Raw genomic sequence first — 13,270 nt, 5'->3', positions numbered from 1 at the left:
GTTCGGCCGGTTTCGTGTGTATTAATCGTCGGAACTGTTCTCACGAATGTGGAAGGAGTGCGCGCACCGCATCGATGGAGTCCGCGGTGGCGAGGTTCTTGTCAGGGCGGTATCGCAGTACTCGCGCGAATCGCAGGGCCACACCGCCCGGGTAACGCGGGCTGACCTGCACGCCGTCGAGTTCGATTTCCACGATCAGTTCGGGGCGCAGGTATACGGTGTGCTCGTCGCGCTCTCGCTCGTGTTTCGGGAATTCGTCGGTCTGCCACTGCAACAGCACGTCGGTCAGGCCTTTGAAGGTCTTACCGACCATGATCGGGTCACCGCCGTCGGGATCGCGAGCTCCGAGGTGCAGGTTCGAGAGGTAGCCGGTGCGACGCCCGTATCCCCACTCGGCTCCGAGGACGACGAGATCGAGGGTGTGCTCGGGCTTGACCTTCTGCCAGCTCTTTCCGCGGCGGCCTGCGGCGTACGGTGCACCGAGAGCTTTGAGCATGACTCCCTCGTGCCCGGCGTCGAGTGCAGCGTCGAAGTGGGCCGCGGCCTCGTCCGTATCGGGCCGAACGGCACTGGGAATTCGGTGCCCCGGTGCCACTCGGTCCAGTGCAGCCAGCCGCTGCTCCAGCGGGGAATCGAGCAAGTCGACACCGTCGAGGTGCAGACAGTCGAAGAAATAGGGCTGCAGCAGGAGCTCGTGTGCGCTCTCGGCACCGAATCGGCTCATCGTTTCCTGGAAAGGCCTGGGCCGCCCGCTGTCTTCGAGTGCGAGGGTCTCCCCGTCGAGGACCACCGAATCGCACGGCAGCTCGAGAACCAGGTCCACCAGCTCGGGCACGCTCGCGGTGATGTCGCGCAGAGTCCGCGTGTAGATGCTCACGTCGGTTCCGGAGCGGTGCACCTGAATTCGCGCACCGTCGAGCTTGTATTCGACGGTGAGGTCGCCGGACAATTGTTCCCAGGCAGCGTGTAGAGACTCCGCGGGAGAGGCAAGCATCGGCCGAACCGGGCGACCGACCTCGAGCCGGAATGCATCCAGCGCGTCGACGCCACCGGTGATGGCGGCAATGGCCGTCGCGGGCAAACGACCCGAGAGCATGAACGCTCGACGTACCGGAGCCTGCGGCAGGTTGGTGGCCGCCGCAACAGCGTCGACCATGATTCCCTCGAGCGCGCCCTGACGCAGCTCGCCGGTCACGAGGCGGATCAGAAACTGACGCTCCTCGGCTGTACTTCGGGAGAACAGGTCGGTCAGTATCGCTACCCGCCGCGCAGCAGAACCGGCCCCCGACGTCGCCGCGACCGAGGATATGGCCTCGTCCACCTCGGCAACCGTCAGCGCCGAGTCGGCAGCGGACGTCACGTCGAGATCGGCCAGCGTGCGCCAGCCGACCCCTATCCGCCCCTGCGGTAACTCCCCCGACAGCCAGGACACGGCGGGCTCGATGTCACCGGCATCGGCCTCGGCGAGCAGGGCACCGATCTGCTCGATCTTGACTTTTCGTGAGCGCGTCGCGGCCACGGCACGGGACGTTTCGACGATCCTGGACATCAACACGCATCGAACATAACCGCACCTACCGACAGGTTGCTGACATCCAATTGTTACCGGTGTGACTCGAGCGACCGGTGTTCTTGCTGTTACGTTCGATTCATGTCAGCAACGTCCGTGCGGCAAAACGCACGAGCGACGTGTCAGCTGAATCCGAGAACGCGGTCGCCCCACGCAGCGCGCATGTCGCCGTCGGGGTCGTCGACGAGGGTGTCGGATGCATCGATCACCAGCGTCCAGCGCGTCTTCTCGGTGTACGGAGCCCAGTGCTTGGACGCATCCAGTGCGGCGGGAACGCCGTACCGCGCGAAGGCCAGCCAGCGTCTCTGCATCCGCGCGGACACCGCCATTGCCGGCTTTCGGCCACCGAGCCAGAAGGTGGGATCTCGGTTGAGTGTTCCGAAATTGCCGAATACATACGGCAGTTCGGTCGCGTGTCCGGCTCCCACCCGTGCAGCCTTGAGCATCGGCGTCGCATGATCGAATCGGTACATCCACGTCGGCGAATGCCTGCTGTGTCCGTCGGCGATCCACACGCTCGGCATCAGGAATCCAGCATCGCGCGACATCGCTTGTGCCCCAGCCGGTTTGTCTCGGTCCGGGTATGCCGCCATGATCTCGGCAACCCGATAGGCAGGCAGATCCGCGTGGTCGTGGGCGATGGCGCGGAACATCTCGGACACGGTGTCGGAGGTGATCGGCATCAGAGGAGACTTCATGAATCGGAAGATCGAGGGCTCGTCGTGGTTGGTGCCGATGATCAACGGAATCCTGTGCGAGAGACCCTTCTGGAATGCCGCTACGGGGTAACGCGGGACGATGTCACCGTCGACCACAGGCGAAAGTCCAAGTGTTCCAGGAACTCTCGTCGGAACCTCGTAGCAGAGTGTGTCACCCGCGGTCACCAGCTTCGTGAAGTGCATGTCGAACAGTTCGCCGATGTCTTCCCGGTCGACACCCACCAACTCCAGGAACCTCGACGCCACCGCGGCACCCCGATCCGGGCCGTACACCGACGTCGCAGGCGCGCTCTGCACAATGGCTCGCTGAAAAAGCCCCTCGGCCTTCGGAGAGGTCATCAACGTGGTGACCGACGCTCCCCCGGAGGATTCGCCGAACACCGTCACCTGATCGGGATCGCCGCCGAACGCAGAGATGCACTCGCGGACCCATTCGAGCGCGGCAATCTGGTCCCGCAACCCCAGGTTGGTCTCGAACGTGTGCTCGTCGGTGGAGAACGAGGACAGGTCGAGGAACCCGAACGCGCCGAGACGAAAATTGATGGTCACCACCACCACGTCGCCGTTCTCGCTGAGGTTTCTCCCGTCGTAGACCCGCTGGGCGGACGATCCGAGCGAGTACGCACCACCGTGGATCCACACCAGCACCGGGCGCAGTTCCCCCCCGGGACGGGGAGCCCAGACGTTGAGCGAAAGGCAGTCCTCGGAAATCGACAACGACGGATCGATGGGCACCGGACTGTCACGCCCCTGCGGAGCCATCGCGCCGAACTCGAGTCCGTCGAGCACACCGGACCAGGGCTGCAACGGGCGCGGAGCCCTGAATCGAAGTGTCCCGACCGGGGGCGTCGCATAGGGAATACCCCGCCAGGCCACGATCGGCGACGCGTCGGCGGCGACCGGATAGCCCAGGACGTCGCCGTAGGGCGTACTCACACGCACGGTGGAGTCGGACGCTGCGGAATCGGACGCTGTCGAGCCGGACGCGTTGACCATCGAACCTCCCGTTCGGTCGTTGCCCAACGTACCAACATCGACCACCCCGTCGGCGACGATCTGCGGAGCGTCGATACCCACGAGCGAAGGACGAGGCCGTGACCAGAGTCGGATGTGCCGCAATAGCAGTCGTCGGAGCATGCCTGCTCACAGCCTGCGGTTCGAGCGGCGGGGGCGACGGGCCGATGGCCACCGTGATCACCGACCGCCCCACCCCGATCACCACGGCTCCCTCCGTCCCTTCTGCCACGTCGGCAGCACCGTCCACCACAGCGACCGGCGCGCCGACGTCCACCACGGCGGCACCGTCGAGTTCTGCTGCAGCCCAGGCAGACCCGCAGGACTATGCAGGCAAGGCACCCGGCTGGTACTACTTCTCCAGTCCCAGCGGTAAGTTCGAGTGCGGGATCGCCGTCCTCGAATCGTCGATCGCCGGATGCCACGGGTCACTGCCTGAATCGGCACCCGAGGTTCTCGGAAGCGGTGCGTCGGGAACGGCGGTGAAGCCCAATTCCGTGCAGCTCATCGCCGGATCTCCGGCGAAGTTCGAGAGTCTCGGCGATCCCAAGTTCCACCGATTCGACGGGCCTGCAGCGGCCCTGCCGTACGGCGAGGTGCTCACCGTCGCCGGTAGCGGCTCCACCAACGGTCTTCGATGCGCCGTCGACGAGCAGACCGGGGTCACATGCACCGATCAGGTCGGTCACGGATTCACCGTCTCGGACGAGGATTTCGACCTTCGTTGACGGTCTCGTTCGTGCGGCGAATTACCAGGCGTAATGTCCGAGGACGGTACGACAATCCCTGCCGTACGGTCTCCCCAGCGGCCGACGCCCGTGCGCGCGGCCGGAAGGTGCGTCACTCATGAATCAGACCTCGGACCACCACACAGCGAAGGTCATCGGTGTCAGCGTCGCCGCAGCTGTGGGCGGCTTCCTGTTCGGCTTCGACAGTTCGGTCATCAACGGAGCCGTCGACTCGATCGAAGATCACTTCTCCCTCGGCTCGTTCACCACCGGCTTCGTGGTCGCGATCGCCCTGATCGGATGTGCCGTCGGTGCCTGGTTCGCCGGCAGCCTCGCAGACCGATGGGGACGAAAGAAAGTGATGCTGCTGGGCTCGGCCCTGTTCGTCGTGTCCTCGATCGGTTCGGGATTGGCCTTCAGCGTCCCGGATCTCATGCTGTGGCGAGTGCTCGGTGGACTCGGAATCGGCATCGCGTCGGTGATCGCACCGGCGTACATCGCCGAGATCGCTCCCGCCAGATGGCGCGGCTCTTTGGCCTCGCTCCAGCAATTGGCCATCACCATCGGCATTTTTGCTGCTCTGCTGTCCGACGCCCTCCTCGCCGGTGCGGCCGACGGCGCGTCCAACGACCTGTGGTTCGGTATCGAGGCCTGGCGCTGGATGTTCCTGGTCGGCGTCGTACCGGCACTGGTGTACGGGTTGCTGGCAACGCTCATACCGGAATCGCCGCGCTACCTGGTGGGTCAACATCTCGACGAAGAAGCGGCCAGGGTTCTCGCCGAGATCACCGGCGAACTACATCCCGACGAGCGAGTACACGAGATCAGACTGACACTCCGCAAGGAGTCCCGCTCGTCGTTCGCCGACATCCGCGGGCCGAAGTTCGGCCTGCAACCGATCGTCTGGGTGGGCATCACGATGGCCGTGCTGCAACAGCTGGTCGGCATCAACGCGATCTTCTACTACTCGACGACGCTGTGGCGATCGGTCGGCTTCACCGAGGATCAGTCGTTCACCACCTCTGTCATCACGGCCGTGATCAACGTGGCCATGACGTTCGTGGCGATCCTGTTCGTCGATCGAATCGGCAGGCGCAAGCTGCTGTTGGCGGGTTCGATGGGCATGTTCGTCGGGCTCGTCATGGCGTCCGTTGCGTTCTCGCAGGCGACCGGCAGCGGCGACGACGTCACGTTGCCCGCTCCGTGGGGTGCGATCGCATTGATCGGCGCGAACCTGTTCGTCATCTTCTTCGCCTCGACCTGGGGTCCGATCATGTGGGTCATGCTCGGCGAGATGTTCCCCAACCGCATGCGAGCGATGGCGCTCGGAATAGGTACCGCGGCCAACTGGATGGCCAACTTCGCTGTCACGCTTGCATTCCCACCCCTGACGTCGTCCGTGGGCCTGTGGGTCATCTATGCAGGATTCGCGTTGTTCGCCGCGCTCTCGTTCTTCTTCGTCAAGGCCAAGATCAGGGAGACGAAGGGTATGGAACTCGAAGACATGTTGGGGTGACGCCGGACCGCAGATGCAGGGGCGGCAGCAGCGACACCGAGTGACCGGTGTTACTGTCGCTTCGTTCTGACACGGGGTGTGTCCGCTCATGCGGATGCTGAGATCAAACCCGCCGAACCTGATGCAGGTAATGCTGACGAAGGGATGTCAAGGCGATGACGCCTGTTGTATCTGCGGACCCGGTCCGCTTCACCGATCGACTGTGGGATGCGTCCGAGGACATTCGACGCGCGATCGACGACCTGGAATTCCTCCAGTTGCTCGGGGCAGGAACGCTTCCGCTCGATGCGTTCCGTCGATACCTCGAACAGGATTCGCTCTACCTCGGCGGGTACGTCAAGTCGCTGGCGCTTGTGGCAGCACACGCACCGACCCCCGTCGCCGGTGCGTTCTGGGCGAGCGCCGCCGCGAGCGCGATGGACGAAGCCGCGTCGCACGAGACCATGCTCACCGGCGGAGCACTTCCGCCGTCGACGGGGACGCCGGAGCCCTCACCGGCATGCCTGGGATACACCTCCTACTTGACCGCCACGGCGGCAACCGAACCGTATGCCGTTGCCGCAGCAGCTGTTCTGCCATGTTTCTGGATCTACGCCGATGTCGGCCGCGCACTCGCGCGCGCTGCGAAGACAGTGCTCGAGAGCGACCCCGAGCACCCCTACGCGCAGTGGGTCGCGGCGTACGACGCACCCGAATTCCATGCCGTCGTCGACTCCGCCAAGACCTTCGTCGACGACGCCGCAGCCGCCGCGACTGCGCAGCAACGAGAGCAGATGGTCGACGCCTTCGTGGTGGCATCGAGGTACGAATTGATGTTCTGGGACAGCGCTTTACATCCCACCCCCTGGCCCCTGGCCGAGAGTGCGGTATCCGCATGAGAACCACTCGTATCCTTGCCGCGTTTGCGGCGGCCGTCGTTGCCACCACCGGACTGGCCGGCTGCTCGGAGTCGTCGGACTCCGACACCATTCGCTTCGCGCTGGACTGGACCCCGAACACCAACCACACCGGTCTCTACGTGGCCTTGCAGGAAGGCTATTTCGCCGACGCCGGGCTGGACGTGGAAATTCTGCCCTACAACAACACCGCGGCGGACACACTGGTGGACGCCGGCAACGCCGAGTTCGGAATCAGCACACAGAGTTCCGGCGTGTTCGCCACCTCGGCCGGCGCGCAGACCGTCTCGGTCCTCGCGCCACTTCAGCGCTGGGCAACCGGCATCGGGGTTCGTGCGGATCGAGACGACATACCGAGCCCGAAAGCATTGGACGGCAAGGTCTACGCAGGCTTCGGTGAGTCCGGCGAGCAGGCCGGACTCGCGAAGGTCATCCAGAACGACGGCGGCACAGGCGAATACGAAACAGTGGTATTGGGGACGTCGGCGTACGAGGCCGTGTACTCCGGTACCGCGGACTTCACCGTCTCGTATTTCGCATGGGAAGGCATCGAGGCCGAGCACAGCGGGACTCCGATGAAGTACTTCGACTACACCGACTACGGGTTTCCCGATGCCTACGCCATCACGATCAGTGGCAACGAACCCTGGCTCGCAGCCCACCCGGACGAGGCGAAGAAATTCGTGCAGGCACTGCAGCGCGGCTACCAGCTCGCCGCCGACGACCCGGACAGGGCGGCGCAGGATCTCATCGACGCCAATCCGGGTACCTTCACCGACGAATCGCTCGTCTTCGAGAGCCAGGAGATGCTGGCGGCGAAGTACATGAAGGACTCCTCCGGCGAGGTCGGACGACAAAGCCTCGACAAGTGGACCGCATACTCGAAATTCCTCTACGAGAGCGGTGTGCTGGCCGATCAGAACGGCGCGCCGCTGACCGCAGAGCCGGACTGGTCGACCTACTTCACCAATGACTACCTCGGCGATCGGTAGGGCGGCAGCCGCCGATCGAGGTTCGTACTCGCTCAGTGGCATCCGAGCCTCGATACGGTGGGCGTGGCCCGCGCTGACCGTCGTCGTCCTGCTGGTAGCGGCCTGGCAGGTCTACGTCGAGGTGAGCGGCGTCAGGCCGCAGGTGCTGCCGTCCCCCGGTCGCGTGGTGGTCCAGGGATGGGCGCAGCGCGATGCCATCGCGGAGAACGCGTCGGCGACCCTGCAGGTGACCCTCGTAGGCTTTGCGGTATCTCTGGCCCTGGCGTGGTTGCTCGCGGTCGCGGTCGATTTCTCCCCGTGGCTGCGGCGCGCGTTCGTGCCCCTCTTCGTCGTGTCGCAGACGCTGCCGATCATCGCGATCGCGCCGTTGTTGATCATCTGGTTCGGCTTCGGTTTGCTTCCGAAGATCCTGGTGATCGCCCTGGCCACTTTCTTCCCGATGGCCATCGGGCTGATCGAGGGTTTCGCAGCTGCCGATCGAGACGCGAGATCGCTGCTGGCCAGCATGGGTGCCTCGCGCTGGCAACAATTCCGATATGTGCGGCTACCGTCGGCGCTCCCCCGGTTCTTCACCTCACTTCGCATCGGGATCACCTACGCCGTCGTCGGTGCGATCTTTGCCGAATACGCCGGAGCGAGTGCGGGACTCGGCATCTACATGAGCCAGCAGAAGAACTCGTTTCGTACCGATCTGGTTCTGGCCGCGGTCGCCGTCACGGCCGTGATCAGTGTGATTCTTTTCGTGTCCACCTTCGTGGTGGAGCGTGTCGTAGCCCCCTGGGCGCGCCACGGTTCGGCCGGCCTTCATGTCTGACGCCGGCACTTCCGACAGCTGCATCGACGTCCGCGACCTGAGCAAATCGTTCGGCGAGAACCCCGTACTCGACGGTGTGTCTTTCGGTGTGCGGCCCGGGGAGTTCGTGTCGATCATCGGCCCGAGCGGTTCGGGCAAGAGCACTGTGTTCAACATGCTGGCCGGGCTCGACAGGCCCGACTCCGGCACTGTTCGAGTACCGCCGTGCGCCTATATGCCGCAGAAGGATCTGTTGTTTCCGTGGCGTTCGGTGCTCGACAACACGACCTTGGGTCTCGAAGTGCAAGGCGTTGCCAAGAAGGAGGCGCGTGCGCGGGCACGTGAATTGTTCCCGGTGTTCGGCCTGGACGGGTTCGAGTCGGCCAGGCCGTCCGAACTGTCCGGCGGTATGCGTCAGCGAGCGGCGCTGCTGCGCACGGTGGTCCAGGGACGATCGGTACTGCTGCTCGACGAGCCTTTCGGGGCTCTGGACTCGTTGACTCGGAGCGACATGCAGGCCTGGTTGCAGCAGGTCTGGTCGGAATTCCGGTGGACGGTGCTGATGATCACGCACGACATCCGCGAAGCGGTCTATCTGTCCGATCGCGTGATCGTCCTCTCCCCCAGGCCTGCCCATGTTCGACGGCAGATCGAGGTGACGCTGCCCCGCCCACGCGGGCTCGAGATCGTCACGACGCCGCACTTCGCGGCAGTCGAGAAGCAGCTGATGGACGTTCTCCTCAGCGCATCGACGCTCTGACCGGTACCGCGCGAATGCAGTCGACGCGGGGACTTCGGCGTTGTTCCCCTATCAGGGGCCGCGGTGATCGGCGGTGCGCGTGGGGTCGTTGCCTGGGCCGTTCGGAAGCACCTCGCCGACTACTCGGCCATCACCTGGGCGTTGCTCCACCCAACCGCAGCGCGAGATCGTCGACGGCGGAGAACGCCGCCTCGACATTCGCTCGCGCCCTCGGAATCTGCGGTGCGAGCGCCGGCACTCGCTCGGCGAGCGTCAGATCGACCGGCACGAAGTGGACGTCCATCCCCAGCGCCACTCCGAGCACCTGGCGCAATTGCGCGGTGGTGTGGTCGGTGGACGCGTTGTCGGTACCGGGCGTGTAGTCGTTTCCCCGACTGGTCACCACGACGGCGGGCTTGCCGACGAGAGGTGCCGTGTCACCGTCGAACGGCACGGTGATGCCCGGAACGTGTACGTAGTCGATCCATGCCTTCAGGGTCGACGGGATCGACCAGTTGTACATCGGCGCGCCGATCAGCACCACGTCTGCCGAGATCAGTTCTTCGATCAGCTCGATCTGCAGGGCCTCGGCGGATGGCTCAACGGTTTCGTCGGCGGTTCGCAGATGAGGTGCCCAATGCAGCGCAGACGTGGGTAGGTGCGGCAGCGGACTCGAGTGCAGGTCCCGGTGAATCACCGAATGGTCGGAACCGCCGGCATGCCAGGCGTCGGAGAAGCGAGCGGTCACCCGACGGCTGACCGAACGAGCCGAATCAGCGGACGAATCGAGATGCAACAACTGCGGCACTGGAGCACTCCTCACATACTGGGTGCTTCGAGCCTATGCGTACCGACGCCGTCGCCAGTCCTATCCTGGACGAATGGACTTCCGATTCGTCATGCCTGCTCTCGAGTCGCGATCGGCCACCTCGCTCGCGGCGCTCGTTCACGAGCGGACCGGAGCAGACGTCGACATCAGAATCGGAGGTTCGGAGGTACCGCTCGACGACGCAGCACGCACCGCAGTACTCGAGCTCCTCACCCAGCTGGCGACGGCCCGAGCTGTTGCGATCGGAACGGTGGACGAGTTACTGACCACCTCGCACGCTGCCGAGGTGCTCGGTGTTTCCGACACCTATGTCAGACGGTTGGCCGACGCAGGCGATCTGCCGATCGAAATGCGCGGCACTCATCGTCGATTTCGGCTCGAAGATCTTCTGCGGCACCGTGATCGATTTCGCTCATGACGGGCGATGATGGGCGTGGTCCTCACCCGGCCTCGCGCTCGAAGTGCTCGGACTGGACGGTCATCAGGTCACGGAACGCCTGACCAGCAGCCAGCCAGAGTTGTTCGGAGTCGATGTAGTCGACCCCTCGTATCTCGACATCGCCCAGGTACGCACCGACGTCGACCGACAACATCCCGATCACCGACGAAACGTCGGCATCGAGGTACGTGGACTGGGTGTTTTGTAGCTCGCGAAACTGCGCAGAGAAGAATTCGGCGGGGATTCTTCTGTCGACGAACTGCGCGATGAGGAACAGGAACCGGGACGCGTGGGCTGTGCCCGACCGGTAGGAATGGTCCATGGTGAATACCTCTCCCCACGGTCGACAGCACCCCTCGCACTGTCGACCGCTGAGCTCGCTGATTCCCGAATTTCGATGCACGGACGAACTCTCGAACATCGATTCGACCCAGGGGCTAAAAGAGGGAGCTCGTCCTACCAGAGCTAGCTTAATCCGACCTTTGTCCCGTTTTCACGGTAAATGCCGATTTGGTGAGGAGTCACAGCAAACCAGTCGCGAGCTGTAGTTCTCTACTGAAACGATCCCAGCGGCGCGCGATCCGGAGTGTCCAGCTGCCAGAACTGCCAACCGTCGCGCTCTTCGACGTCCCCGCTGATGTGCGTGGCAACCGCGCTGGCAGCGACCGAAGGATTGTCGAACCGTCTGCCCTCCATCGGGCCTGCGGTGATCTCGAGTCGCTGCGTCTCGGGGTCGTAGCGACCGCTCAGCCGATAGCCCTCGCAATCGGCGACCACCCGTACTCGGTTGTCGATCACTTCTTCCTCCACGGCCGCCTTCGCCGACTTACGAGCTACTTTCACCCGTGGAGTGCGAACCCACGTCTGTTCTGGACCGAGATCGATCGATGTGTCCAACGTCGAGCTCAGACCCAGCAGGTCCCAACGCTCGCTGCCGTGCAGTACTCGGTCCACCGCAATTGCGTGATGTCCGGTCCTGGTACGGAGTGGCGAATCCTGGACCCACAGGTCGACTTCTCCGCGAATGTCGGTGGCCATCTCCTCGGACGAGACCATGTAGAAGCGCGGCTCGTCGTTCGCGAGATCGACGAACACCCAGTACGAGGATCCGGTGTCGTCACTCTCGAGCGATTCGTCCTGCCTGCGGGCCTTCCAATCACCTGTGACCTTGGATCGCACCCGAACTATGCACGACGACGTGCCGTCCATCGACCAGACCTGCACTGGATTGCGACGCGACGTCGTGAGCCGCTCCGCACGTCCACCGCGCTGAGCGACGGTTCGTATGAATGCCTTGATTCCCCGGTCGGATGTGTCTTCCACGGATTGCCACCTTCAGCCTCGAGAGCGCCCCGTACTTATGAAGAGCGGTGTTGCGACGGGTGGCGCTCGCACGACTCGGTTTCCCTCACCCTACTGCGTCGATGCATGCTCGAGTAACCGCAGAACACCCCACCGGACGAGCGCCGGTTACCGTGGTGACACAGAACTCGGGCAGGAGGTACCACCATGACGGTCGAGATCACCCACGACAATGCCGACCATCGGTTCGAGATCTATGTCGATGCCGAGTTGGCGGGCTACTCGGAATACCTCGAATCGGACGGCTCCAGAACGTTTCATCACACCGTGACGCTTCCGCAGTTTCGCGGTCGAGGGCTTGCCGCTGCCCTCACCGAATATGCACTCGACGACACCAGCACGCAGGGACTCCGAGTTGTCCCTACGTGCTGGTTCGTTCGCGACTTCATCGCGGCTGCGGGCGATCGCTACTCGCATCTGGTCGAGCCCTGAGAGTCAGCCTCGAAACGACATCGCCTCGATGCCGATCTCCGATTCCGATTCGCAGTCGTTCCACGTCGGTCCCTGCATGGCCTCATTTTCACGTGAATCCGATTCTGCGACAGTTGTTTCGGCGGCCCGTTCCGCCGCGACGCGACGCCGTTCGTAGTTCTGCGCACCACGCGCGACGCGTTGTCGATGTTCGTTCAGGATTTGTTCGTAGTGGTACATCTGTTCTCCTACAACAAGAGTGGACGCCGAACGCAGAGCATTGCTGCGCGGCAGAGTATTGGATCGAGTGCAACATCGGCTGGGTCCGAATGGACCGACAGCCCCGAAGCTCTACTCAGAGAGCATCATCGATAAAACTCGCAGACCGGATATGAACAACTCGACGGCCTGCGTCATTCGCTGTTGTTGCCATTGTCCACCTCCACGGTCTCTGCGATGTCCCTGTGCAACGATCATGCACGGCCGTGGCGACGAACTCCACCGATTAAAATCAGTACGCACGACGCATGAGTTTCGGCCCTCGAATTCGCCTGACAGACATGTCATTTCGCAAGTACCTGAGATCCGGATTACGCGGAGCCGAAACGACGCCACCGTGCTCTGCTCGACAATCCTCGGATCTATCGTCACCTGAGGCGAGGTCGAGACTCCGAACCCGCCAAAGCGGTCGCGTCCATACCCCGCAGCCCGCTCGCGCGCCGGCACCGGGGTTCTGGCCGTCCGCGAATGCGCGCGCGTCTGTCAGGTGCGCGCGAAATGGCCGGTGGTTGGGGTGCGATTGTGCACGCGGATGGCGAATGCGCGCGCGTTTGTCGGGTGACCGTCGCGGGATGTCGGGCAGCTCGGGGGGTGACGGCGGTGTCCGGGTCGACGACCCCGGTGTCCGCGAATGCGCGCGCATTTGTCAGGTGCGCGGGTAATGGCCGGTGGTTGGGGTGCGATTGTGCACGCGGATGGCGAATGCGCGCGCGTCTGTCTCCGCGTACTGAGCGCGCAGTCGCTTCGTGGGCAGGCAACCGGTTCCGATGCCGGTCCTCGAATGTTGTCCGGGAATGTGCGGGTGGTTTCGAAATGCGGAATGCCCCCGACCGTGAGGTCGGGGGCATTCCGTTGTTTGTGTTCGGCGGTGTCCTACTCTCCCACACCCTGTCGAGTGCAGTACCATCGGCGCTGGAGGGCTTAGCTTCCGGGTTCGGAATGGGACCGGGCGTTTCCCCTCCGCTATGGCCGCCGTAACTCTG

The 13,270-nt window shown here is 63.8% G+C and carries 13 protein-coding genes, 1 rRNA gene and 1 riboswitch; of the genes, 8 read left to right on the top strand and 6 right to left on the bottom strand.

The annotated features are described in order from the left end of the window. Positions 1-40 precede the first annotated feature (40 nt). On the bottom strand, positions 41-1,555 hold the full coding sequence (locus tag MTX35_RS22275; protein ID WP_243597063.1) for an ATP-dependent DNA ligase: 1,515 nt from the start codon (positions 1,553-1,555) through the stop codon (positions 41-43). Between the two features lie 137 nt (positions 1,556-1,692). Next, positions 1,693-3,285 (bottom strand): carboxylesterase/lipase family protein, encoded by a 1,593-nt coding sequence (locus MTX35_RS22270; protein ID WP_243597138.1) that lies wholly within the window; start codon positions 3,283-3,285, stop codon positions 1,693-1,695. Between the two features lie 98 nt (positions 3,286-3,383). Here MTX35_RS22270 and MTX35_RS22265 point away from each other — a divergent pair, with 98 nt between their 5' ends. From MTX35_RS22265 to MTX35_RS22240, 6 genes are all read left to right on the top strand, one after another. After that, complete coding sequence (locus MTX35_RS22265; RefSeq protein ID WP_243597062.1) at positions 3,384-4,031, top strand: hypothetical protein; 648 nt, start codon at positions 3,384-3,386, stop codon at positions 4,029-4,031. A gap of 118 nt (positions 4,032-4,149) precedes the next feature. Further along, positions 4,150-5,547 carry a sugar porter family MFS transporter gene (locus tag MTX35_RS22260; protein WP_243597061.1) on the top strand — a complete coding sequence of 466 codons (1,398 nt, stop codon included), beginning with the start codon at positions 4,150-4,152 and terminating at the stop codon, positions 5,545-5,547. A 62-nt stretch (positions 5,548-5,609) separates the two neighbouring features. Further along, a riboswitch (TPP riboswitch) is annotated at positions 5,610-5,709 on the top strand. After that, positions 5,703-6,425 carry a TenA family protein gene (locus tag MTX35_RS22255; protein ID WP_243597060.1) on the top strand — a complete coding sequence of 241 codons (723 nt, stop codon included), beginning with the start codon at positions 5,703-5,705 and terminating at the stop codon, positions 6,423-6,425. It overlaps the preceding riboswitch by 7 nt. Continuing rightward, a complete protein-coding gene (locus MTX35_RS22250; protein WP_243597059.1) occupies positions 6,422-7,435 on the top strand; it encodes an ABC transporter substrate-binding protein in 1,014 nt (337 codons plus the stop codon). The genes MTX35_RS22255 and MTX35_RS22250 overlap by 4 nt, the downstream gene beginning before the upstream one ends. Continuing rightward, a complete protein-coding gene (locus MTX35_RS22245; RefSeq protein ID WP_243597058.1) occupies positions 7,413-8,249 on the top strand; it encodes an ABC transporter permease in 837 nt (278 codons plus the stop codon). Before MTX35_RS22250 ends, MTX35_RS22245 begins: the two co-directional genes overlap by 23 nt. Further along, on the top strand, positions 8,242-8,988 hold the full coding sequence (locus MTX35_RS22240) for an ABC transporter ATP-binding protein (protein ID WP_243597057.1): 747 nt from the start codon (positions 8,242-8,244) through the stop codon (positions 8,986-8,988). The genes MTX35_RS22245 and MTX35_RS22240 overlap by 8 nt, the downstream gene beginning before the upstream one ends. 130 nt (positions 8,989-9,118) lie before the next feature. On the opposite strand, the gene MTX35_RS22235 is transcribed toward MTX35_RS22240, so the two are convergent. Further along, positions 9,119-9,775, bottom strand: coding sequence for an FMN-dependent NADH-azoreductase (locus MTX35_RS22235; protein ID WP_243597056.1), 657 nt, complete (start codon positions 9,773-9,775; stop codon positions 9,119-9,121). A 73-nt stretch (positions 9,776-9,848) separates the two neighbouring features. On the opposite strand from MTX35_RS22235, the gene MTX35_RS22230 reads away from it, so the two are divergent. Then, complete coding sequence (locus MTX35_RS22230; protein ID WP_243597055.1) at positions 9,849-10,214, top strand: helix-turn-helix domain-containing protein; 366 nt, start codon at positions 9,849-9,851, stop codon at positions 10,212-10,214. 22 nt (positions 10,215-10,236) lie between these two features. Here the strand turns inward: MTX35_RS22230 and MTX35_RS22225 are convergent, their stop codons facing one another. Next, complete coding sequence (locus MTX35_RS22225; protein ID WP_243597054.1) at positions 10,237-10,557, bottom strand: homoserine dehydrogenase; 321 nt, start codon at positions 10,555-10,557, stop codon at positions 10,237-10,239. Between the two features lie 230 nt (positions 10,558-10,787). Beyond that, the gene (locus tag MTX35_RS22220) at positions 10,788-11,558 is read right to left on the bottom strand and encodes a hypothetical protein (RefSeq protein ID WP_243597053.1); all 771 of its coding nucleotides are present in this window, start codon (positions 11,556-11,558) and stop codon (positions 10,788-10,790) included. Between the two features lie 186 nt (positions 11,559-11,744). Between MTX35_RS22220 and MTX35_RS22215 the strand changes: the two genes are divergently transcribed. Further along, complete coding sequence (locus MTX35_RS22215; RefSeq protein ID WP_243597052.1) at positions 11,745-12,029, top strand: GNAT family N-acetyltransferase; 285 nt, start codon at positions 11,745-11,747, stop codon at positions 12,027-12,029. 1,118 nt (positions 12,030-13,147) lie between these two features. Here MTX35_RS22215 and rrf read toward each other — a convergent pair. Beyond that, positions 13,148-13,264: ribosomal RNA gene (gene rrf / locus MTX35_RS22210) — 5S ribosomal RNA — on the bottom strand. Positions 13,265-13,270: the final 6 nt, after the last annotated feature.

It is taken from the genome of Rhodococcus sp. ARC_M12, assembly GCF_022810385.1.
GTDB classification, from domain to species: domain Bacteria; phylum Actinomycetota; class Actinomycetes; order Mycobacteriales; family Mycobacteriaceae; genus Rhodococcoides; species Rhodococcoides navarretei.
This window is presented reverse-complemented; position numbering and strand designations above follow the sequence as displayed.